This window comes from Amycolatopsis nivea (genome assembly GCF_004522235.1).
GTDB classification, from domain to species: domain Bacteria; phylum Actinomycetota; class Actinomycetes; order Mycobacteriales; family Pseudonocardiaceae; genus Amycolatopsis; species Amycolatopsis nivea.
On the sequence record NZ_SDLT01000005.1, the window covers coordinates 210,106 to 232,769 of the forward strand.

General features: G+C 67.9%; 18 protein-coding genes. 10 read left to right on the forward strand and 8 right to left on the reverse strand.

The features are described 5' to 3' along the window. Positions 1–9 precede the first annotated feature (9 nt). The gene (locus EIZ44_RS08325; protein ID WP_134669820.1) at positions 10–1,554 is read left to right on the forward strand and encodes a chloride channel protein; all 1,545 of its coding nucleotides are present in this window, start codon (positions 10–12) and stop codon (positions 1,552–1,554) included. On the opposite strand, the gene EIZ44_RS08330 is transcribed toward EIZ44_RS08325, so the two are convergent. Further along, positions 1,544–2,872 (reverse strand): class I adenylate-forming enzyme family protein, encoded by a 1,329-nt coding sequence (locus tag EIZ44_RS08330; protein WP_134728223.1) that lies wholly within the window; start codon positions 2,870–2,872, stop codon positions 1,544–1,546. The two genes, EIZ44_RS08325 and EIZ44_RS08330, sit on opposite strands and share 11 nt — an antisense overlap. A 58-nt stretch (positions 2,873–2,930) precedes the next feature. Between EIZ44_RS08330 and wzm the strand changes: the two genes are divergently transcribed. The 4 genes from wzm to EIZ44_RS08355 all read left to right on the forward strand — a co-directional run bounded on the left by wzm (position 2,931) and on the right by EIZ44_RS08355 (position 8,125). Next, entirely contained in the window at positions 2,931–3,839 is a 909-nt protein-coding gene (gene wzm / locus EIZ44_RS08335; RefSeq protein ID WP_134728159.1) for a galactan export ABC transporter permease subunit Wzm/RfbD, read from the forward strand. A gap of 650 nt (positions 3,840–4,489) precedes the next feature. Beyond that, a complete protein-coding gene (locus EIZ44_RS08345; RefSeq protein WP_134728161.1) occupies positions 4,490–5,569 on the forward strand; it encodes a glycoside hydrolase family 3 N-terminal domain-containing protein in 1,080 nt (359 codons plus the stop codon). A gap of 1,005 nt (positions 5,570–6,574) precedes the next feature. Further along, positions 6,575–7,084: an isochorismatase family protein gene (locus EIZ44_RS08350; RefSeq protein WP_134728162.1), complete on the forward strand. Its 510-nt coding sequence runs from the start codon at positions 6,575–6,577 to the stop codon at positions 7,082–7,084. Positions 7,085–7,213: 129 nt separating this feature from the next. Then, positions 7,214–8,125: a hypothetical protein gene (locus EIZ44_RS08355; protein ID WP_134728163.1), complete on the forward strand. Its 912-nt coding sequence runs from the start codon at positions 7,214–7,216 to the stop codon at positions 8,123–8,125. On the opposite strand, the gene EIZ44_RS08360 is transcribed toward EIZ44_RS08355, so the two are convergent. The 4 genes from EIZ44_RS08360 to EIZ44_RS08375 form a co-directional block, all read right to left on the reverse strand. Next, complete coding sequence (locus EIZ44_RS08360) at positions 8,079–8,936, reverse strand: LysR family transcriptional regulator (RefSeq protein ID WP_037817042.1); 858 nt, start codon at positions 8,934–8,936, stop codon at positions 8,079–8,081. The two genes, EIZ44_RS08355 and EIZ44_RS08360, sit on opposite strands and share 47 nt — an antisense overlap. Positions 8,937–9,508: 572 nt before the next feature. After that, positions 9,509–10,261 carry an SDR family NAD(P)-dependent oxidoreductase gene (locus EIZ44_RS08365; RefSeq protein WP_134728164.1) on the reverse strand — a complete coding sequence of 251 codons (753 nt, stop codon included), beginning with the start codon at positions 10,259–10,261 and terminating at the stop codon, positions 9,509–9,511. Between the two features lie 60 nt (positions 10,262–10,321). After that, positions 10,322–10,606 (reverse strand): hypothetical protein, encoded by a 285-nt coding sequence (locus EIZ44_RS08370; protein WP_037817040.1) that lies wholly within the window; start codon positions 10,604–10,606, stop codon positions 10,322–10,324. A 201-nt stretch (positions 10,607–10,807) separates the two neighbouring features. Then, positions 10,808–12,049 carry a PucR family transcriptional regulator gene (locus EIZ44_RS08375; RefSeq protein WP_134728165.1) on the reverse strand — a complete coding sequence of 414 codons (1,242 nt, stop codon included), beginning with the start codon at positions 12,047–12,049 and terminating at the stop codon, positions 10,808–10,810. 188 nt (positions 12,050–12,237) lie between these two features. Between EIZ44_RS08375 and EIZ44_RS08380 the strand changes: the two genes are divergently transcribed. The 3 genes from EIZ44_RS08380 to EIZ44_RS08390 all read left to right on the forward strand — a co-directional run bounded on the left by EIZ44_RS08380 (position 12,238) and on the right by EIZ44_RS08390 (position 16,951). Continuing rightward, positions 12,238–13,680, forward strand: a complete 1,443-nt coding sequence (locus tag EIZ44_RS08380) for a class I adenylate-forming enzyme family protein (RefSeq protein ID WP_037817039.1) — start codon at positions 12,238–12,240, stop codon at positions 13,678–13,680. Between the two features lie 74 nt (positions 13,681–13,754). Beyond that, entirely contained in the window at positions 13,755–15,539 is a 1,785-nt protein-coding gene (locus EIZ44_RS08385) for a DUF3556 domain-containing protein (protein ID WP_134728166.1), read from the forward strand. Further along, positions 15,536–16,951 (forward strand): phytoene desaturase family protein, encoded by a 1,416-nt coding sequence (locus tag EIZ44_RS08390; RefSeq protein WP_134728167.1) that lies wholly within the window; start codon positions 15,536–15,538, stop codon positions 16,949–16,951. Before EIZ44_RS08385 ends, EIZ44_RS08390 begins: the two co-directional genes overlap by 4 nt. 4 nt (positions 16,952–16,955) lie before the next feature. Here EIZ44_RS08390 and EIZ44_RS08395 read toward each other — a convergent pair whose 3' ends face one another. After that, positions 16,956–18,506 carry an FAD-binding oxidoreductase gene (locus EIZ44_RS08395; RefSeq protein ID WP_037817037.1) on the reverse strand — a complete coding sequence of 517 codons (1,551 nt, stop codon included), beginning with the start codon at positions 18,504–18,506 and terminating at the stop codon, positions 16,956–16,958. Between the two features lie 68 nt (positions 18,507–18,574). Between EIZ44_RS08395 and EIZ44_RS08400 the strand changes: the two genes are divergently transcribed. Next, complete coding sequence (locus EIZ44_RS08400; protein WP_134728168.1) at positions 18,575–19,645, forward strand: DUF6670 family protein; 1,071 nt, start codon at positions 18,575–18,577, stop codon at positions 19,643–19,645. On the opposite strand, the gene EIZ44_RS08405 is transcribed toward EIZ44_RS08400, so the two are convergent. Continuing rightward, positions 19,626–20,219, reverse strand: a complete 594-nt coding sequence (locus EIZ44_RS08405; protein ID WP_238604402.1) for a TetR/AcrR family transcriptional regulator — start codon at positions 20,217–20,219, stop codon at positions 19,626–19,628. The genes EIZ44_RS08400 and EIZ44_RS08405 overlap by 20 nt on opposite strands. A gap of 628 nt (positions 20,220–20,847) precedes the next feature. Between EIZ44_RS08405 and EIZ44_RS08410 the strand changes: the two genes are divergently transcribed. Further along, positions 20,848–22,278 (forward strand): APC family permease, encoded by a 1,431-nt coding sequence (locus tag EIZ44_RS08410; protein WP_134728169.1) that lies wholly within the window; start codon positions 20,848–20,850, stop codon positions 22,276–22,278. 13 nt (positions 22,279–22,291) lie between these two features. On the opposite strand, the gene EIZ44_RS08415 is transcribed toward EIZ44_RS08410, so the two are convergent. Next, positions 22,292–22,522, reverse strand: coding sequence for a hypothetical protein (locus EIZ44_RS08415; RefSeq protein WP_134728170.1), 231 nt, complete (start codon positions 22,520–22,522; stop codon positions 22,292–22,294). Positions 22,523–22,664 lie beyond the last annotated feature (142 nt).

Consider the following 22,664-nt stretch of genomic DNA (forward strand, 5'->3'; position numbering starts at 1 on the left):
AATCCTCGAATGCTGTTGATCACCGCGATCGCGCTGCCGGTGGGCGGCGCGGCGGCGGTGGCGGCGTTCGCCCTGCTCAAGCTCATCGGCTTGATCACCAACCTGGTCTTTTACCAACGCGTCGCCACGGATCTCGTCGCGCCGGGCGCGCAGCACCACCCGTGGTGGCTCGTGCTGCTCGCGCCGGTCGTCGGCGGGCTCGTGATCGGCCTGATGGCGCGCTACGGCTCGGAGAAGATCCGCGGGCACGGCATGCCGGAGGCGATCGAAGCGATCCTCACCGGCGGCAGCCGGGTGGCCCCGCGTGTCGCGGTGCTGAAGCCGGTGTCGGCGGCGGTCAGCATCGGCACCGGTGGTCCGTTCGGGGCCGAGGGGCCGATCATCATGACCGGCGGCGCGGTCGGTTCGATCCTCGCGCAGCTGCTGAAGCTGTCGGCGGACGAACGCAAGACGCTGCTGGTCGCCGGTGCCGCGGGCGGGATGGCGGCGACGTTCAACGCACCGCTCGCGTCCGTCCTGCTGGCGGTGGAGTTGCTGCTGTTCGAGTGGCGGCCGCGCAGTCTGGTTCCGGTGGCTGCCGCGGTGTGCGTCGCGACGGTGTGCCGCGGGTTCCTGCTCGGCACCGGACCGGTCTTCGGGGTCCCGTTCACCGGGGCCAACCCCGGCCCGGCCGCCGACGGTCTCGCGCTCGTCCCCGGTCTGACCGGCGGGTTGCTGGCGATCGGCGCGACCGCGCTCGTCTACTTCGCCGAGGATCTTTTCGGACGGCTGCCCGTGCACTGGATGTGGTGGCCCGCGATCGGCGGCCTGGTGATCGGCATTGGCGGCCTGATCGAACCGCACGCGCTCGGCGTCGGCTACGACGTGATCGACACGCTGCTCACCGGGCACGCGACCGCGTCGCTGATCGTCGGGATCCTGGTTGTGAAAACGCTGATCTGGGCGCTTTCTCTGGGATCAGGGACTTCCGGCGGCGTGCTGGCGCCGGTGTTCATGATCGGCGCCGCGCTGGGCGCCGCGGAAGGCGGTTTGCTGCCGCACGTCGCGCCCGGGTTCTGGGCGACGTGCGGGCTGGCCGCGGTCGTCGGCGGCGTGATGCGGTCGCCGTTCACCGGCATTGTGTTCACTTTGGAGCTGACCCACGCGTGGAGTTATCTGCTGCCGCTCGTCGTCGCCTCGTTCTCGGCGTACGCGCTTTCGGTGTTGCTGCTCAAGCGTTCTGTGCTCACGGAGAAGATCGCGCGGCGTCGGCTGCACCTCACTCGGGAGTACACAACTGATCCACTTGAGACGTTCTTCGTGCATGAAGTGATGACGCACCAACCGGACGTGCAGATGTCGGCTGATGTCGTCGTGTTCGGGGACGACACTCTGCGCGACGTTGCGAACGAACTGGCGCTCGGGCACACGACGCAGGCGCTGGTGGTCGACCGGCATGATCCGTCGCGGGTGCTCGGCAAGGTGACATTGGCGCAGCTGCTGCATGCCCGGCGGCGGGACCTGCACGAGGAACATCACCGGGAACGGTTGCTGGGCCGGTCGGTCAGCGCTTGAGCCGCTGTTTGTCCACTTTGCCCACTGGGGTCAGCGGCAGCTCGTCGCTGAACTCCACAGTGGACGGTACGAAGTGCTCGCCGCCGAGTTCGGCGCGGACCTGGTCGCGCAGTTCGTCAGCGGTGGTGTCTTCGGCGACCACCACGGCGTGCAGCAGGGTTCCGTCCGGGCCCGGTGCGGGGACGACCGCGGCGGCTTTCACCTTGGGGTGGCTGAGAAGTGCGTGCTCCACTGTGGTCGAGGAGACCTTCGTGCCGTGCTCGCCGGTGACGATGACGTCGTCGATCCGGTCCTCGAGGTAGAGGTAGCCGTCCTCGTCGAAGCGGCCGAGGTCGCCGGTGCGCAGCCAGCCGTCGCCGATCGGCGGCTGTCCGTGGTAGCCGTCCATCATGGACAGTCCGCGGACGAGCACTTCGCCGTCCTCGATCCGGGCCTCCATCCCGGGCACGATGCGGCCGACGGAACCGAGGAGTTCCGGCCGGGCAAGGACTTCGTCCGCGGAGATGCTGGCGATCATCGGCGCTTCGGTGAGCCCGTAGCCCTGTCCGACGACCGGACCGAACACCTTGAGCGCCTCGGCCAACCGGCTCGGCGGCAGCGGTGCAGCGCCGAGGGAAAGCTGCTGCACGCTGGATACGTCCGTAGTGGACAGCTGTGGATGGTCGAGTACGGCGGCGAGTCGGGGAGGGGTAAGGGAAAGCGTCGTGATGCGATGACACTCCACATCGGAGAGAAGCTTCTCGGCGTTGAACTCCCGGTGCAGTACCACGGTGTTGCCGCAGCAGAGCGCGCCCAGAACGGCCACGTTGCCGGTCATGTGTGTGAGCGGCGCGGTGACGAGCGCGGTTTTGGTGCCGTCCGGTTGGAAGATGTGGGCCACGCCATCGTAGATCCCGCTGTGCCGGATCAGTTTCGGTGTGCCGGTGGTGCCGCCGCTGGGGAAAATCGCCGTGACGCTATTGGGCAAAGTGTCCGGAATAGACGGTTGTGCCGCGGCGAGTGTGTCGAGTTCGACATCGGTGAGCAAGGTCGCCCCGGTCGCCGCGAGCGCCGCCGCTCGCGCCGGACGGCTCGCGGACGCCGCGATCAGCACGACTTCCAGCCCCCGCAGCTGCGCGGCAAGCTGAGTGAGCACCACTTCCGGCCGATTGGCGGCGTCGATCGCCACCATGCCGCGTACCTCGGCAAGTCCGCTGTACAGCCGCGACAGCAGGTCTGCCGCCGCCTGGTACGTCATGGTGGTGTCGTCGTGGTGGAACAGCACAGTGTCGCCGCCGTCACGAAGTGCGGAAAGGACGCGGGACAGGAAAAAGCTCACCCGGCACACCGTAGTCGCGTGTTGGCCGAGAACGGCGATCGCGGCTAGGTTCGTCGTCATGACCGCTCCGCCCGCGATCGACGCGGACCCGAGAAGCTGGCGTCGAGCCTTCGCTGATCTGCAGGCCGGGTTGCGTGCCCGGGAACTGTGGGCGTTGCTCGCGTGGCAGGACATCAAGCAGCGCTACCGGCGTTCGTCGCTGGGGCCGTTGTGGATCACTGTCGGGATGGCAGTCACCGCGCTCGCGCTGGGCGTGGTGAACTCCGCGTTGTTCGGCACTTCCATCTCGACCCTGCTGCCGAGCATCACCACCGGGCTCATCCTGTGGAACTTCATGAACGGCTGCATCGTTGAAGGCTCGGAAACGTTCATCGCGAACGAAGGGATGATCAAGCAGCTGCCGGCTCCGGTGTCGGTGTACGCGCTGCGCACGGTGTGGCGGCAGGCGTTGTATCTGGCGCACAACCTCGTCGTGTACGTAATAGTGCTGGCGATCTTCTTCGGCAAGCTCTCGCACCCGTATCGTTTGGTGGACAAGGGATACGCGTTGCTGCATCCCGGACTCGGCTGGGGAATGCTGCTCGCCGTGCCCGCACTGGCCCTGGTCGTGCTGAACGGTGCGTGGGTGGTGCTGCTGTTCGGCGTGGTGTCGACGAGGTTCCGCGACATCCCGCCGGTGATCCAGAGCTTCATCACGATGCTCTTCTACGCCACGCCGATCATGTGGTCGATGGACCAGGTCCGGGCGATGAACCAGACCTCGCACGAAGGATTCGGGTCGCTCGCGGTGAATTTGCTGCAGCTCAATCCGGTTTACCACTTCGTCGAGATCGTGCGCGCGCCGCTGGTCGGGCAGCAGCAAAGCTGGACGCACTGGCTGGTCGCCGGTGTGGTGACTGTGGTCGGTTGGTCGCTGGCGATGCTGGTGCTGCGCAATTACCGGGCTCGGGTGGCTTACTGGGTTTGATTGTCCATTGAGGACTGTCGGAGTGGTTCGTTGCGAGGAACGGCCAGGTGCCGGTACTGGCGGCGTCCGCGGGTGCGGGCAGCAGCGAGCTGCTGCACTGTCGCCGGGAGCCGGGAGCCGGGAGCCGGGAGCCGGGAGCCGGGAGCCGGGAGCCGGGAGCCGGGAGCCGGGAGCCGGGACGCCCAGCTCTGCTCGGTCCTGGCCAGGCGCGGGCATGCGAACGACCCGCCGCGCACCCAAGCCCGCCGACTGTCGCTTTGTCCAGGCTCGCCATCTGCCGCTTTGTCGGAGCTCGCCGACTGTCGTTTGCGCGAGCCCGTCATCTGTCGCTTTGTCGGAGCCCGCCGACTGCCGCTTTGCCCGAGCCCGTCATCTATCGCTTTGCCGGAGCCCGCCAACTATCGCTCTGCCCGAGCTCACCAGCTATCGCTTTGTCTGAGTTCGCCGACTGTCGCTCTGCCGGAGCCCGCCAGCTGTCGCTCTGTCCAAGCTCGCCAGCCATCGCGTTGCCCGAGCCCGCCTCCTATCGTATTGCCCGCCATCCTTCCGCCTCACCGCGAACTCGTTCGCCGCGCTAACCCCCATCGGCAGCTGAGCACGCCCGCCCGCCGGGGGTTAGCGTTGTCCTAGGGCTCGCGAACGGAGGTCGCATGAAGCGTCGGAAGGCATTGCTGGCTATGGCCGTGACGGTGCTCGCGATGAGCACGGTCGCCGCCACTCCCTCTGGACTCACGCCGCGGCAACTGGCCGGGCAGCGGGTGATCTACTCCTATCCTGGTCTGACGCCGCCAGCCTCGTTGCTGCAACGAATCCGCGCCGGCGAGGCAGCGGGCGTGATCTTCTTCGGCGAAAACATCTCAAGCTCCCAGCAGATTACCAACGTGGTACGACAATTCCGGGACGCGAACGCGCAAAGCCCGGTGCACCGTCCGTTGCTGCTGATGACCGATCAGGAAGGCGGCAAGGTCCGTCGGCTGCCCGGCGAACCCGTGCTGTCGGAGAAGCAGGTAGCCCAGTCCGCGGATCCGTCTGCCGCAGCCAAAGCCGCGGGTACTGGTGCGGGCCAGAACCTCGCCGGGGTAGGTATGAACGTCAACCTCGCGCCGGTTCTGGATGTCTACCGCCAACCGGGGAATTTCATCGACAAATACGGCCGCTCTTACAGCCAGGACCCTCAGGTGGCCGGCGCACTGGGCCGGGATTTCGTCACGGCACAGCAGTCGACAGGCGTCGCCGCGACGGCCAAGCACTTCCCCGGCCTGGGCGCAGTCCCCGCCGGAAGCAACACGGACGTCGGCCCGGTGACGCTGAACGTGCCCCTGTCCGAACTGCGTGCCAAGGACGAGGCTCCCTACCACCCAGTCGTCGACGCTGGCGTGAAGCTCGTGATGCTCTCGTGGGCTGCGTACCCAGCTCTGGACGCCTCCCGCCCCGCCGGACTCTCGCCGACGGCCGTGCAGGAACTCCGAACCAAGACAAACTTCGCCGGGGTGACCGTGACGGATGCCTTGGAAGCTGGCGCACTGAAGTCCTATGGCGGACCGGGAAACCGCGCGGTGCTGGCCGCGAAGGCGGGGATGGACCTGATCCTGGCCTCGGCCCGAGACGTGAGCCAGGGGGACGATGCCGCTTCCGCGCTGGCCGCCGGGTTGTCGGACGGATCCCTGCCGAGCGCGGATTTCACTGCGGCGGTAGATCGGGTTTCGGCGCTTCGGGATGGGGTGAAGTGAGTCGTCCGCGGGTGGATGTCGCGGGACGCGGTGAAACCGTGCGCCAGATTTTCGACACCACCCAGGAGCCGACCGCTGCGGTCAGCACGACCGTGCCGAGGACGTAGAACCCGGACGCGCCGTTCCTGAACACGCCCTCCGACGAGATTTTTGGGTGGAGGCCTCGGCGTCGCTGCGAGTTCAGGCGCTCAGCGTCACGAGTCGCGTGTTTTCCATTCCAGCCGACATCCTTGTTGCGTGACGGGTCGCTCTCGATGCCAAACTCCGCGAGAGTTGCTGCCCGACGAGGTTCTTCGCACCCGGAGCGTTGCCTCCTCACGGCCCGTCCGTGTGCTTCGCTGCGAAGCCCGCCGTTATGCGGCAGCTGTTAGCGGAAGCCTCGTTGTTATGCGGCGCTGTTAGCGTCGGTAACGCAGGACCCGTCCGGCAACTCCGCGATTATCCAGCAAACAACCCCCGTTCCGGTGACACCCGGCGGTGTGGACATCGCGCTGTCCTCAGGCTGAACGGGCACCCTTGCGTGCGACCCACCCACGACGGGAGGACGAATGCAAGCTTGGTGGCTCCTGGTGGCCGTCGCCGCGGTGTTCGTGGTGCTGGCCGTAGTTTTCCTGCGCCGCGCCGCCCGGCGTCGCTCTGCCGTTCCGCCGCCGAATGCTCCGCGAACCTCCCCGCCTGACGACTCGACGCGCCGCTGGGTCTCCCCATCGGACGACGTACCCCGCCGCGCCCGCCACCGATTGGACGAGGCGCACCCCCTGGCGCGCTACCCAGTCGCCCGGCAACGCCCGATGCGGCATCCACGACCGTCGCCCCAGCAGGAATCCGCCCGGGAACGGCGAGACTCGTAGCGCGCACGAATCCGGGGCCAGCTTGACGATGCCGAGGAGCCGCCCTCCAGATACCTGTGCCGTCGGACCACTGCGAAAGCCTCGTCCTGTGTTCATCCTTGTGGGCGAACGCCGAGGCCCAGTTTTTGTCGGTGCCCGCTGAGATGCTTCCGGCATGGTTCCCGCGCTGCTTCTCATCGACGTCCAGAACAACATGCTTCTCCCGCCCACCCCCGTACCAGATGCCGACCGAATCGTCGCCGCGATCACGCAGGTCCTGGAACGGGCGCGGGCCGCGGGCGCGCAGGTGGTGCACATCCGGAACAACGGCACCGGCGACGATCCCGACGTGCCTGGGACCTCCGGCTGGGAACTAGTGCACGAGGTCCGCCCCGGCGAGCACGTAGTCGACAAACAGACACCCGACTCCTTCGCTGACACACAGTTGGGCTCCCTGCTGCCGGAGTCGACCCCGCTGGTCGTGGTCGGAATGCAGAGCGACTTCTGCGTCCGAGCCACCGCCTTGGCCGCCCTCAACCGAGGTCATGAAGTCACGCTGGTCCAGGATGCCCACGCCACGTACGACAACGAACTCTCCGCCGCCGTGGAGAGCGCCCGCGTGAACGAGGAACTGTCCACGGCAGGCGTGAAGCTGGTCGGAAGCGAGGAGGTGGTCTTTGCCTGACCCTGGTGCCGTCGAGCCGACGGCGACTGTCACGTCGATCCGCCTCCGCGCGGGCGATCGATTTCATCGCTGAATCGCAGCGAAAACAGGTGTTGGACTGGGAGGTCGACGCACGCCAATACTCAGCGCATGACGTCTGCGCCTGACGATCCCGCCGAGAACTCCGGCCGAAACGACGACCGGCACCTCGACGGCGACGTGTCGACGGACCGGTCCGCCGACACCGAAACCGGCCTAGTCGGTGGGGGAGACGTGGACGCCCGCGGGATCGCACCATGCGGCGCTGCCCTCGGCGCGACAGACGAGCGTGGGAGCGCACCTGAGGACGCCACCCTCGCGGCGGCGGGTGATTGCGTGGCGGCCAGCGTCAATGAGGCGACGCGTGACGTGTCGGCCGTCGGCCCGGTGGCGAGCCCCGAGTCCGCGGCGCAGGTCGAGTCGGCAGTCGGCGTCGGGCCGGTGGCGAGCCCTGAGCCCGCGGCGCACGTCGAGTCGGTGGCTGGCACCGGGCTTGCGTACCAGATCGGGTCGGTGGCTAGAGCTGGGTTTGTGGCCGAGATCGAATCTGCGGCTGGCCCCGAATCTGCGGCCGGTGCCGAATCGGTAGCTAGCGCCGGGCTTGCAGCCGACGTCGAATTGGTGGCTAGTGCCGAGCCTGCGTCCGACGGCGACTTGGTGGCCAACGTCGACCCGTCGGCTTGCGGTGAGCCGGTGGCGAGCGACCGCCGGGTGCCCAGCGCCAATCCGATGGTCGGCGTCGAGGCGGCGGTTAGCGCCGGGTCTGCGACTGACGTCGGCTCGGCGGCCAGCATCAACCTGGCAGTCGAGGTCGAGCAGGTCGACGGAGCTACTCGGGATGTTGTCCGGTTGCTGCGGCGGTTTGGCGGGAGGGCGTTCGCGTTGGCGTTCGTTGCCGGGATTACCGGGTTGACGACCGTCGCTCTGGTGTTGGGGTTGGTTGGGTTCGCGTTGGTGCTCGCGCCGGTGCGCGGGGTCAGGCGAGGAGGTGGGCCAGCAGCGCCCGTGCCGCCGGGTTGGTGAGGTTTGCCGAGCGGCCGGTCAGGTAGATCGTGCGGGACAGCGTTGGCTGGGTGAGGTGGGCGAACGGCAGCCCGGACCGGGCGGCGACCTGCTCTGGGACCACGGTGACGCCTAGGCCGGCCGCGACCAGGTCGATCAGCAGGGGGACGTTTGTCGCCTCGCAGACCTGATCGCGGCGGACACCGGCCTCGGTGAAAGCTCGGTCAACCAGGGCTTGCAGGCCGCTGCCGGTGAAATCTACGAAAGGTTCGCCGTCCAGTTCCGCGAGCCGGACTCGGCGGCGCGGCGACAGGCGGTGTCCGGGGTGGGTGAGCAGGACCAGGTTCTGCTGCCAGCTGGCGAATTCGGCCAGCTCCTCCGGCAGCGGACCGCCCACATAGGACAGATCCAGTTCGCCGTCGGACACTGCTGCGGTCAGCCCGGGGATGGTGCCTTCCCGGACGCGCAGCCGGATTCCCGGGTAGCGGACGCGGAATTCGCCCAGCTTCGCGGGCAGGTCGATGACGGTCAGGGTCTGGATGGTCCCGATCGACACCCGGCCGCGCGCGAGGCCGGTCACGGCGGCTACCTCGCCTCGGGCGGAGTCGACGTCCGCGGCAATTTGGCGGGCCAGCGGCAGCAGGGCCTCGCCCGCGGGGGTGAGGGTGACCCGGCGCGTGGTGCGGTCGAACAGTTCCGCGCCGAGGTCGGCTTCGAGCTTCCGGATGGACGCGCTGAGCGCGGACTGCACGACGTGCACGTCCTGGGCGGCGCGGGTGAAGTTGCCGTGCCGGACTACCGCCAGGAAGTGTTCGACCTGCCTCAGTTCCACCGGCTTCGCCTCCGTCTCGCCACCCCGGGGGTGGTCCGGTGAACGTACCGCGCGGGCCGGTCGGTGACGGCCGGTTGAGGCAGATGCGGGGATCACGGCAGCGGAGTTCGATGGTGGGCAGGGGTGGGTGCGAAGGGCTCGGCTGGAGGACTGGAGGAACTGGTGCGAGGCGGAGGAAGGCAGGAGGCGTTGCGGGAGGCGGATGAGTGGCGTGAGGCGGAGGAGCAGCGGGAGAAGGTGATGCGAGGCGGTGGGACGAGGTGGCGTGAGGCGGAGGGGCTGCGGGAGGAGGCGGGTGTCGGAGGGCGAGGCCAGCGATGACCTGTGGGCGAATCGGGGCCGTTTCGGAGCGGGCGTGATCGGCCGCTGGGATCGGCGCGAGGCGGAGGGGTCGGAAGGTCCTGAGCGCCGGTTGGGCGAGGGACAAGCGGTGGTCAGAGGGCGGGTCGGGGAAGCCCAGGCCGAAACAGGAGTCGGTGCGAGACAGCGGCTAGGCGGCGGCACGATGTCACCTTCACGGCGCTGGGACTCCCGCCGCCTCCCTCAGGAGCCCCAGCGTCCAAAACAGCCGCCTACTGGGCCGTATAACCCCCGTCAGCCAGGATTTCCACTCCGGTTACATACGAGGACTCTGCCGAGGCCAGGAACAGGATCACGTCAGCGACCTCCTGCACCTCCCCAGTCCGTCCCATCGGCACGCCCTCGACCTGCTTCGCCCGCCACACCGGATCCGTCGAGCCGCGGGACGTTCGCATCGGGGGCAGCAAACCGGGGGCTACCGCGTTGACCCGGATGCCCTCGGCCGCATAGTGGACGGCTGCGGTGGTGGTCATCGACTTGATCGCGCCTTTCGAGGCGGCGTATCCCAGATGCACGCCGACTTGTCCGATGGACGCCGAGATCGAGGTCAGGTTCACGATTGAACCTCCGCCTCGGCCGGACATCGCCGCGGCGCCGTGTTTGATGCCCAGGAACACTCCGCGGGCGTTGACTTGCAGCAGGCGGTCGTAGAACGCCGTGCTGGTCAGGTCGGGGTCGAAGGTGCCGCTGATGCCGGCGTTGTTGACCAGCACGTCGAGGCGTCCGTGCTGGGCCAGGACGGCGGCGATGGCGGTGGTCCAGGAAGTTTCGTCGGTGACGTCCAGGCGGCGGTATTCGGCCTGGCCGCCGTTGGCGCGGATCTCTTCGGCCACGGCGGTGCCGTCAGCGTCTTCGACGTCGGTGACGACGACCGTCGCGCCTTCGCGGGCGAAGGTCAGGGCTGCTGCCTTGCCCATGCCGCTCGAAGCGCCGGTGATCAGGGCGATCTTGTCCGCCAATCGCATGTGGGGTGCCTTTCGCTGGTGGGGACCCCAGTCTGCCGCCGGGTCGCGGGGCGGGCGGGATCAGGCCAGTTCGGCGGAGACGACCGACGAGAGGGCCCGCAGCGCGTCCAGCAGGGCGTCGAGTGCGTCGGGGCTGACCAGGACCGTGCTGACCATGCTGCTTTCCCGGACTCCCTCGCGGACGTCGACGGACAGCTCGTGGATCAGCTTCCCGTGCTGGGTCAGCGTCGCGACCAAGGCGGGGATCTGGTCGATGCCGCCGACGAAGTACGTCGCGATCCGGCGGCGGACCAACATCGCCGGGGCCGAGGTGTACGGGGCGGAGGAAAAGGTGCTCAAGGACATGGCGTACTCCGGGAGGAAGTTCTGGCGAGGGAAAGAAGGGCCAGGTCCCGAAGCAAAAACCGCATACCGGCATCGCGCGCCGGCAGCCTGGTTCAGCCGGCGCGCCGGGTTACGAGTCGCTCGGACGTCATGAGGCGCAGCACGGCGACAGGCTAACACGGCGCCGCGCGAAGGCAAAAGAATCCACAATGGACTGACGGCTCAGCCGGGCTCGTTCCACGGCAGCCGCTTGCGCAGCGAAGTGGCCGCACGCAGGGCGACTTCCACTTCCAGCCGATGCTCGGCGAGCGGTCGTCCGCACAGTTCCTCGGCCTTGCGGACGCGATAGTGAACGGTGTTCTTGTGCAGGTGCAGCCGGGCGGCGGCGTGCGTGTAGCTGCCGTCGGTGTCGAGGAAGACTCGCAGCGTCTCGCGCAGTTGCTCGGTGCCGGGATCGTCGGCGACGAGGTCTCCCAGGACGCGCGCGATCCAGCGGTAGACGTCGTCGGACTGTTCGGTGAGCAGGGCGGCGATCGCGACGTCGTCGAACAGCACCACGTTCTGGCTCTGGTCCTCGTCGGTCTCCGCGACCGCCCGTGCCCGGACCGCCTCGCGCAGGGAGCCGCGGAATCCGGCCAGCCCGTAGCCGGGCGCGCCGAGGGCCAGTCGCAGGCCGCCGCCGATGGTTGTCACGCCCGAGTGGAGGCGTTCGACCTCGATGTCGTCACGTTCCGTGCTGACTGTCCAGCTCCACAGTGTGCGGTCGTCGGCCAGCATGGTCAGGGCTGGACCTCGCCCGCACACCTCCTGGAGCAATCGCGCCGCGGCCTGCAGTTCGCCCGCGCCCTCGGCGGGCAGCCACGCGACGGCCGCGCAGTGCCACTGCCGCATCGGGAAGGCGAGCAACTGCTGCGCGGCGTCCTCGGTCAGCGTGTCCGAATCGAGCACCAGACGGATCTGCGCCGCCCGTGCGGCTCCGGTGCGGCTGCTCCAGCGCCGGCGTTCGGTTTCGAAGATGTCGATCAGGCCCTCGATGACCTGGTCGATGTAGCGGTTGGTGCGCCGCGACAGTTCGGCGAGCACCGCGAGCGCCAGCTGGGTGTCGATGTTCGGCTGCCGTTCCAGCGCCTCGATCGCCCACTGCTCGAACCGGTGCTCGCCGAGCCGGTACGCGCGCAGCAGCGCCTCCAGTGACAGCTCGTGCTGGGCGAACCGGCGCGCGTACTCGGCCGCGGCGGGCGGGACGGTGATCCGGTCGAGCGGGATGGAATGCGACAGCATGTCGAGGATCGCGACCAGATTCGCCGAGGTGCTGGCGATCATGAGCTTGCGGACCGTCTCGTCGTGCCGGAATTCCGGGATCATCTCGACGAACCAGTCGGTGAGTTCGGTGGTGCGGGCGGCGAGGTCGGCGTCGATGGCGTGCGCGATCTCGGCCACGACGGCGTCGACGGCGTCGGACATGGCGGTCAGGGTAACCACCGGACCGCCTCAGCGACAGGCGAGCGGCGTCGTTCACCCCCTCGGTGCAGGCGGTTGTGACCCCGGCACAACGACCGGCGGACCCTTCGGTTCTGCGGCCTATGGCCTGGGTCACGGCCCGTCCTTACCGTCATTTCCCACCTGAGCCGCACTGGGAAAGGACTTCGACGATGCACCTCGCGGCGCTGCCTGAGGAACGGGCCCGGCGAAACCCGAACCGGCCGTGTCTCGCTGACGAACACGGCGAACTCGGCAACGCCGGTTTCGCGGTGCGGGTGCGCAGCGCGGCGGCCGCGTTGCGGGCCCGCGGGGTCGGCGCTGGCGACGTCGTCGCGGTGCTGCTGCCGAATCGCGTCGAGTTCGCGGTGGTGTTGTTCGCTGCCTGGCGGCTCGGTGCCGCGGTCACGCCGGTGAACCCGGAGCTGACCGACGGCGAAGCCTCGTTCCAGATCGCCGACGCGCGGGCGAAAGTCGTGGTGGGACACGGTGATTCGGACCTGGTGACGATGCGGGTCGAGGAACTGGCGACCGCCGCTCCCGACGACGGTCCGGTGGCCGACGACGACCACGCGGTCGCGCTGCTCATCTACACCAGCGGCACCACGGGACAGCCGAAAGGCGTGGTGCTCGACCACCGCAACGTGCGAGTGATGACCGAAATGATCGTCGACGCGCTCGAACTCGGCCCAGCAGACCACAGTTTGCTGATTCTGCCGCTGTTCCATGTCAACGGAATCGTGGTCAGCGTGCTCGCGCCGCTGCTCGCTGGTGGCCGCTCGACGATCACTGCGAGATTCCGCGCCGACGACTTCTTCGACACAATCGAACGCGTCCGTCCGACGTATTTCTCTGCCGTGCCAGCGATTTACGCCCGGTTGGCAGGTCTGCCGGACACCGTGCGGCCGGACACTTCGTCGCTGCGGCTGGCGGTTTGCGGTGCCGCGCCGATGCCCGCCGAGCTGATCCAGCGCGTCGAGGAACGGTTCGACGTGGTGGTCGTCGAGGGCTACGGACTGTCCGAGGGAAGTTGTGCTTCCACGCTGAATCCGCTGGCTGGGCCGCGTAAACCGGGCACCGTCGGGCTTCCGCTGCCCGGGCAGGAAGTCGCGCTGATGGACCCACGAGGACAGCTGGTGACCGATGGTCCCGGCGAGGTCGTGGTCCGCGGTCCGAACGTGATGCGCGGCTACCTCAACCGGCCCGATGCGACCGCCGCCACGATCGTCGACGGCTGGCTGCACACCGGCGACGTCGGGCGGTTCGACGAGGACGGCTACCTCGTCCTCGTCGACCGCATCAAGGACATGATCATCCGGGGCGGGGAGAACCTCTACCCCAAGGAGATCGAGAACGCATTGCACGCACACCCGGCGGTGCTGGAAGCCGCGGTGGTCGGCGCGCCGCATCCGGTGCTCGGCGAACTGCCGGTGGCGACCGTGACGCTGTACCCGTCCAGGACAGCGAGCGAGGCCGAACTGCTTGCACACTGCCGGGAACGGCTGACCAGGGTCAAGGTGCCGGTGCGGATCGACATCGTGCCCGCGCTGCCGCGGAACCCAGTCGGCAAAATCGACAAACCCGCGCTGCGCCGGGTACTCGCCGCGGCCAGCTGATCCGAATCTGAAAGAAAAATCCGTGCCCGCAGTGACGGGCCCGGTCGATGCTGCCCGGAGAAAGGCGGAGAACAATGGGGTTCAAGACAGGGGACTTTCCCCCGGTCGATCCGGAAACCTTCCTGCGGAAGCCACTGTTCGAACGAACCAAGGCACTCGCACTGCACTGGGTCCAGTTCGGATTCGGCTCGCCCAAGATGATTCCGGCCACGTACGTGGTGAAGCTGGTTTTCCTCTACGTGCTGGCCGGGGTCGCGTTGGCGACCGCGACGTCCGGTGTCGGCCCGTTCTGGGACGTCGCCGCGTGGTGGCACGAACCAGTGGTTTACCAAAAGCTCGTGCTGTGGACGGTATTCCTGGAAACGGTCGGCGTCGCCGGCTCCTGGGGTCCGATCGCGGGCAAGTTCAAGCCGATGACCGGCGGGATCCTGTTCTGGGCGCGGCCCGGAACGATCCGGTTGCGGCCGTGGAAGCGTGTGCCGTTCACCGCGGGCGACCGGCGGAACGGCTTCGATGTGCTGCTGTACCTGGCTTTCCTCGCCACACTGCTGACCGCGGTCGTGCTTCCCGGTGTCCCGGACGCCGCGTTGTCGGCCGCATTGCCCGGCAACACCTCCGGACTCGTGCGTCCGGCATTGCTGATCGCGCCGATCGTGCTGTACGTGCTGAATGGATTGCGGGACAAGACAATTTTCCTCGCCGCTCGCGGTGAACAGTATCTGCCCGCGTTGGTGTTCTTCGCCTTCCTGCCGTTCGTGAACATGATCATCGCCGCGAAACTGCTGATCTGCACTGTCTGGATCGGCGCGGGCGTCTCGAAGTTCGGCAAGCACTTCACGAATGTGGTGCCGCCGATGGTGTCCAACAGTCCGTGTGTTCCGTTCAAGTGGTTGAAGCGCGCGCATTACCGGAATTTCCCGAACGATATCCGTCCGTCGAAGCTCGCGTCGTTCATGGCGCACGTCGGCGGGACGACGGTGGAAATCATCACGCCGCTGGTTTTGCTGTTCTCCACCAATCACTGGGTCACGCTCGCCGGGGTCGCGCTGATGGTGGTGTTCCACCTCTTCATCACGTCCACGTTCCCGCTGGCGGTGCCGCTGGAGTGGAACATTCTCTTCGGCTACCTCGCGATCTTCCTGTTCCTCGGCTTCCCGGCGAGCGCTGGGTACGGCGTCGGCGACATGACGCCGGGCTGGCTCGCCGTCGTGATCGCGGCCGCGCTGCTGTTCTTCCCGATCTTGGGCAATCTGCGGCCGGACCTGGTGTCGTTCCTGCCGTCTATGCGGCAGTACGCGGGCAACTGGGCGTCGGCGCTGTGGGCGTTCGCGCCGGGGGCCGAGGCGAAGCTGAACACGCTGCCGCACCGGCCGACGAAGAACCAGGTCGACCAGTTGCAGGCGATGGGTTATCCGGCGGAGGTCGCCGAGATCACCATGCAGCAGACGATCGCCTGGCGGTCGATGCACAGCCAGGGCCGCGGGCTGTTCTCGGTGCTGGCGAAGAACCTGCCGGACCTCGAGACGCGGACCGTGCGCGAGGCCGAGTTCGGCTGCAACTCGATCATCGGGTTCAACTTCGGCGACGGGCACCTGCACGACCTCAGCTTCGTCAACGCGGTGCAGAAGCGGGTCGGCTTCGCGCCTGGCGAATGGATCGTGGTGTGGGTCGAGTCGCAGGCCATCCACTCGAAGGTGCAGCATTACCAGGTGATTGACGCGGCGCTGGGCGTGATCGAACGCGGCCACTGGACGGTGGGCGACGCGGTCAACGAACAGCCGTGGCTGCCGAACGGACCGATCCCGCTCACCGTCACCTGGACCGCGAGCCCGGCGACGACGAGCAGCGTGCTGGCATGACTACGGCGGTGGTGGTCGGCAGCGGACCCAACGGGCTCGCCGCGGCGGCTGTGCTGGCTCGCGCCGGGGTCGACGTGACGGTGCTGGAGGCCGCCGACGAGATCGGCGGCGGCACCCGCACCTACGAGGCGATCGTCCCCGGCCTGCGCCACGACCACTGCTCCGCGACGCATCCGATGGCGGTCGGCTCCCCGGTGCTGACCGACCTCGGGCTCGACCGGTACGGCCTGCGCTGGCGGCTGCCGGAAATCGACTGCGTGCATCCGCTCGACGACGGCACCGCCGGTGTCCTGCGACGCTCGGTCTCCGGCACCGCCGCCGGGCTCGGCGCGGACGAACGTCGCTGGTCAGCGCTGTTCTCCTCGCCCGCGCAGAACTACGACGCGCTGAGCGAGGACATCCTCGGGCCACTGTTGCGAGTGCCGAAACATCCGTTGCTGCTGGGTCGGTTCGGTCTGCCGACGGTCGCGCCGGCGACCGTGCTGGCCCGGTACTTCCGCACTCCCCAGGCTCGTGCGCTGTGGCTCGGGGTGGCGGCGCACGCGTTCCGGCCGCTCGACCGTCCGCTGTCGTCGGCGATCGGGCTCGGCATCCTCACCGCTGGTCACCGGCACGGCTGGGCGGTCGCCGAGGGCGGGTCGCGGGCGATCAGCGACGCCTTGGCCGCACTGATCGCCGACTTCGGCGGGAAGATCGAGACTGGCGTGCGGGTGGAGTCGGTTTCGCAGCTGCCGCGAGCGGACGTGGTGGTGTGGGACGTCGGCCCGAGCGCTCTCGCGCAGGTGCTCGGCGACCGGTTGCCGCCGCGGATTCGACGGGCGTACGAGAAGTTTCGCTACGGTCCCGGCGCGTTCAAAGTGGACTTCGCGGTGAAGGGCGGGATTCCGTGGCGGTCACCGGAAGCGCGGGCGTCCGGGACTGTCCACTTGGGAGGATCGGCGACGGAGGTCGTTGCTGGCGAACGTGATGTACACAGTGGACGGATGCCGGAGCGACCGTTCGTTTTGCTGGGACAGCAGTATCTGGCTGATCCGACGCGTTCGGTCGGGGATGTGCATCCGGTGTGGGCGTACGCGCATGTGCCGCATGGATTCACCGGTGACGCTACTGAGGCGATCACTGCGCAGATCGAACGGTTCGCGCCGGGTTTCCGGGAGCGGGTCATTGGTTCGGTGACGACGTCGTCGGCGGAATTCGCTGCGGAGAACCCGAATTTCGTCGGCGGCAACATCCTCACCGGCGCGAAAGACCTGCGGCAGCTGGTTTTCGGCCCGCGGACGACGTTGCAGCCGTATGACGTGGGTGTCCCCGGGCATTTCGTTTGTTCCGCGGCCACGCCGCCGGGACCGGGTGCGCACGGGATGTGCGGCAGCCACGCGGCGGCGCGGGCGTTGCGGTATCTGCGGCGGTGACGGGTCAGCGGAGAAGGACGCCCGGGTTCAGGATCCCGGCTGGGTCGAGGGCGTTTTTCGCCGCGGAGAGGGCGGCGGCGAACGGGTCCGGGCGCTGCCGGTCGTACCACGGGCGGTGGTCGCGGCCGACCGAATGGTGGTGGGTGATCGTGCCGCCGTTGGCCAGGATCGCTTCGGACACCGCGGTTTTCAGCTCGTCCCACTGTGCGACGGTGCTGCTCCAGCGTCCGGTCGCGTAGATGCCGTAGTACGGCGCGGGGCCGTCCGGGTAGACGTGGGTGAACCGGCAGGTCACCACGCCCGCGCCGCAGATCTCGGCGATCGCCGCGTTCGCGGCCGTCGTGATCGCTTCGTGCAGGGTCTCGAACGCGTCCCAGGTGCAGGCGGTCTCGAAGGTCTCCACCACCATCGACCGGCGGGCGAGGGCGTCGCGCTGGTACGGCATGCGCAGGAACGCCGAACGCCACGTCGAACCCGACTCGCCGCGGCGGGCGGTGACGGTGCCGCCGTGGTCGGCGGTGAGTTCGAGGGCGCGGTCCAGCCAGGCGTCCACCGGATGGTCGGCAGACTCGAACGCGAGCAGCAGCAAGCCGTCTGCCTGGACGCCGGTGTTGAGGAACGCTTCGGCGGCGTCAAGGAGACGGCAGTTCGCCGGGTAGAGGCCGGACTGGGCGATCGCCCGGGTCGCTTGCACCGCGTCGGAGTACCGGGCGAAGCTGACTGACGCTTTCGCTTGCCAGCGAGGGCGTTCTTGCAGCCGCATCCAGGCTTCGGTGATCACGCCGAGGGTGCCTTCCGAGCCGAGAAACAACCGATCCGGCGACGGTCCGGCCCCCGATCCGGGCAGCCGCCGCGACTCGCTGACTCCGGCCGGGGTCACGACGCGCAGCGACTCGGCGAGGTCGTCGATGTGCGTGGCCAGGGTGGCGAAGTGACCGCCGGCGCGGGTCGCGAGCCAGCCGCCGAGCGTGGAGTGCGTGAACGACTGGGGGTAGTGCCGCAGCGTCAGCCCGTGCGGGCGGAGCTGGTCCTCGAGCGCCGGTCCGTACACCCCGGCCTGGATTCGCGCGGCGCGGCTCGTCCGGTCGATCTCCACGACCTGGTCGAGGCGGCCGAGGTCCAGCGACACCGCGGGCGCGGGGAACCGCGGTTCGATGCCGCCGACGACGGAACTGCCGCCGCCATACGGGATTAGCGGCGTGCCGTCGGTGGAACACCAGTCCAGGAGATCGAGCACGTCCTGCTCGGATTCCGGACGCGCGACGATGTCCGGCACCGCTTCGACCCGGCCTTCCAGGTTCCGGACGACGTCGCGGAACGCCTTGCCGCGCGCGTGCGACAGCCGGTCGGTCCAGTCGGTCGAGCACAACCGGGCCAGCGCGGTGGGCGGGCGGAGCCGGGACGGCGGCACCGGCAGGTCGTCCGGCGGGGGCGGGGCGTGGTCGGTGAAGTCGTGGGCGGGCAGGAAGGCGGCCGTGCGCGCGACCAGCGCCTCCGCTTCTTCGGCGGTCAGTGCTTCCTCGACGTCGCCCCAACCCCACCAGGACCGTGTCATCCGTCTGCTCCCTTCCGAATTGACCCTTGAGTAACTTACTCTAGGGTAATAGGCATTGAGGAGGAAAGATGAGCGTGCTGACCGCTGCCGCGCCGTTCGTGGTGAACAAGCTGCTTCCTCGCTTCGACCAGCGGATCGAGGAGTCCGCGAAGCCGTTCGACCGGCCCGGTCTGCTGCGGCCGCATCCGGGCTCGCGGACCTGGGCGTGGACGCATTACGGCATTTTCGTGCCGGAGCTGCCGCGGCCGCACCGCTACCTCAACACCATGACTTTGATCGGCAGCACCGGCGCGGTCTGTTTCGACAACGACTACCTCGCGACCTCCGACGCGCGCCGCACCACGACCGTTCTCTCGTCCACTGCCGCGCCTGGGCACCACCACTACCGGGCTTACGACTCGCGCACCGAATGCCGGTTCGCCGAGGACGGTTCGCGGCTGGAGTGGGATTCGGATCTGGCTATCGAAGCGGCGCATCCGTCGTATCAGGTGCACGCGCGGTACGACGGGTTCTCGGCGGACCTGGAGATCACCGCGACGCCGCAGGTCTCGTGGTTCGTGCGCAATCCGGCTTACGACCACTTGAGTCTGCTCGCCACCTTCACCGGGATGATCACTGACGACACCGGTGAGACGGAAATCGGCGGTCTCTGCACTGTGGAGTACGCGCGATCTCTTTCGCCGCAAGCACTTCGGCGTTCGCCGTTGCCGCAGCGGTTCAAGCTGCCGATTGATTTCTTCACCTATCAGATCATCAATCTCGATGACCGGACACAGTTGTTGCTCACCGACGTCCGCGCGGCTGGGGCGACGGCTTGCCGGCTGGCGCATCTGCGCACGCTCGGCGGTGACGCGGCGGTGTTTCGGGAGGTGCGGGTCGAGGTGGAGCATCGGGCTGAGCCGGAGGTTGATCCGCGGGGGCGGGAGATGCGGGTTCCGGAGCGGTTCCGGTGGACGGTGCGGGACGGCGCGGAGGAGGTCGTGGCGGTGGAGGCGGTTGTGGACAGTCCGCTGCGGTACGGCCATGGGCGCGGTTATGTCGGTGCGTACACGTATTCCGGTGCGTTTCGGGGGCGGCCGGTTTCGGGGAGCGGGTACTTCGAGTGGGTGGATTGCGAGGTCAGCCGCGCAGGGAGGTGAGGATGCGGGCGCATCGCTGAGTGGTGGTTTCGGCGGGTTCCTCGGGGTGCTCGAGCCACCAGTTGACGGTGGCGGCGACCGCGCCGTACCAGATGCGGGCGAACAGCGAGGCGTCGGCGGGGTCCGCGAAACCCACTGAGGCCAAGGCTTCCTGGGTTCCTTCGGCGCCGAGTGTGGAGAGTTTGCGGCGGTAGGAGCGGGCTGCTTCGTCCACTGCGGAGCCTGGGGGCAGCGTCGGGTCCCAGAGGACGGCCCAGTCCAGGCGACGGGGTTCCAGGGTGCGGAAGATCGCTTCGAGGGTGCCTAGGGCGCGGGTGAGGCCAGTGCCGGTTTGGGCTTCGGTGACGGCGTCGACCAGCGGGGCTGCGCCTCGGTGGAGGCAGGCCAGGTAGAGGCCGTCTTTGGATTCGAAGTAGCCGTATACCAGGGGTTTGGAGATGTCCGCTCGGCGCGCGATGGCGGCTACTGAGGCGTGGGCGTAGCCCTGGGTGCCGAACTCCTGGACGGCGGCGTCGAGGATCAGCCGCTCCCGTTCGGGGCGCGGCATTCCTTTGCTGCCTGCTGGGGTTGGCACGTTGTTGAGCATAGCTGATGGAGGCTTGGTCTATTGTGGACGGTTGGTTCGCCGGGGGTTCGGCTCGTCGCCTGGCGGCGACATTGCGCTCGTTAGGGGGGCCGCCACCCCGAAGTTTTATTGTGCTGACGGTCGGTGGGTGCTTGTCAAGGCGGGAAAGATGCCTTGACAAGCACCCACCGACCGCAGTTGGGCTTCGGATCGGGGTTGGGGGCGGTGTGGGTGCCTCGACGTTGGGTGCATCGGTGCGGTTTCGTTGGTGGCGGGGCTTGCGCCCCAATGTGGCATTGGGTGCATGTGACGCACCCAATGTGGCGTTCGGTGCGTTGAGCGCACCCAATGCCGCATTGGGGCGCATCCCGGTGGGTGCGGGGCGGGCGAGTGGGTCGTGAAGGGGTCCTTGAGGGAATCTGGGTCCGTGAAGGGGTCCCTCACGTACCGGCCGCTGGTCGTGAGGGGGGCCCTGAGGGAATCAGCGGCTGTGAGGGGGCCCCACGAACCTCACCGGAGTGGGGGTGCGCGGATTGGCAAGACTTCTGCCTGCGATGACAAGGCCCTCAGCCTCTAGCAAGCGACACTGGGTCGCTGCGGGGCAAATGGGCGCCTTGTAGCGGATCGGGAGGCCTGGATGGCACAGCAGTCGACACCGGAGGCTGTCGGAGGGCAGCTGCGCGCTAATGCGCTCGGCACTGGCGGGATTGCGTTTCTCGTGCTCGCTGCGGTCGCGCCGTTGACCGGGATGGTGGTGATCGCGGGGCTCGGGATCGCGCTCGGCAATGGCGGCGGGATGCCTGCATCATTCCTGATCGCGGGGATTGTGTTGCTGTTGTTCGGTGTTGGCTACGCGCGGATGAGCCGGTACGTGTCCAACGCTGGTGGGTTCTACGCGTATCTTACTGCGGCCTTAGGGCGTCCGGCGGGGTTGTCCGGGGCGTTTGTGGCGTTGGCTGGATACAACTGTTTCGTCGCGGGGGCGGTGGGGACCTCTGGTGCGTTGACGGGCGGGGTCGTCAACCGGGTCTTTCATTTGGACTTGCCGTGGGAGTTTTGGGCTGCGTTGTCCGTCGTCGCGGTGTTTTTGCTGAGTCGTCGTGGGGTGGACGTTTCGGCGAAGGTGCTTGCGGTGTCGCTGATTCTTGAGGTCAGCATTCTGGTTGTCTTCGACGTTGCGGTGCTCGTGAAGTCTGGGTATTCGCTCAGTGCGTTGTCGCCTGCGGTCGTCACGTCTGGGTCTATCGGGCTTGGGTTGTTGTTTGCTGCCACGTGTTTCATCGGGTTCGAGGCGACTGCGTTGTTCAGCGAGGAAGCGCGCGACCCGAACAAGTCAGTGCCGCGTGCTACTTATATCGCGGTGATCGCTATTGGGGTTTTCGCTGCGATTACCTCGCTTGCGCTGGTCAGCGCGATCGGCGTGGGGAACGCGAAAGCCGTGGCGCAGGATCATCTCGCGGCGGGGGACCTGCTCTTGGCTACCTCGCAGGATGTGCTCGGGACCGTGCTTACCGATGTCATGCAGTTGTTGCTTGTGGTGAGTCTGTTCGCCGCGTTGCTGGCGTTGCACAACTCCGCTAGTCGGTACATTTACGCGCTTGCCCGGGACGGCGTGTTGCCGAAGGTGTTGGGGCGTACGGTTTCTGGTTCGCCGCGTAACGCCAGTGCGGCGCAGATCGGGTTCGCTACGGTCGTCGCGGCGATCTTCGCGGTGCTTGGGCTTGATCCGGTCGCGTTCTTGACGTCGTCGATGACTGGGTTCGGGACGTTGGCGATCCTCGTGTTGCAGGCGATGGCGTCGATCGCGGTGGTGGTGTTCTTCCGGCAGCGGCGGGATCCGCATTGGTGGAGCACGTTTGTCGCGCCGGGGCTTGGCGGGGCTGGGCTGATCGGCGTGATCGTGCTGGCGGTGCTGAATTTTCCGACGATGGCCGGGTCCGACGCGGCGTGGATCGGGTTGTTGCCGTGGTTGCTGCCGATCCTGATCGTCGCGGGGCTGGCGATGGCGGAGTATCTGCGACGCAAGCGTCCGGAGACGTATGCGGCGCTCGGGCCGGAGGTGCATTGAGTCCGCAATGGACTCAGCTTTTCTCCTTGGTGCGGTCGTGCGCCCAGCCGGCGAGGACCACCCCGGCGAGGGTCAGCACTACCAGTGCGGCTAATTGTCCGCCCCAGCCGCCGGGGACCCAGTCAAGCGCGCCCCACAATTGGCGTGCGTCGTTGTCGAAGAAACTGCGGATCGCGGCCTGTGCGGATACGACGGTGAGCACCATGCCGACGATCTGCACTGCTGAGTAGCCGCCCTTGCTCATGTGTTCTCCCTGAGTCGTGGTGCTCCCAGTGTGTCGGCCGCGGCTACGGTGCGCATCGGACCTGCGGAGCGAACCGGGGCCGACCAAAGTCGAGGGTTACTACTTTGGTCTAGGGCGCGGGGTGTGCCGAGGGCGGCTGCAC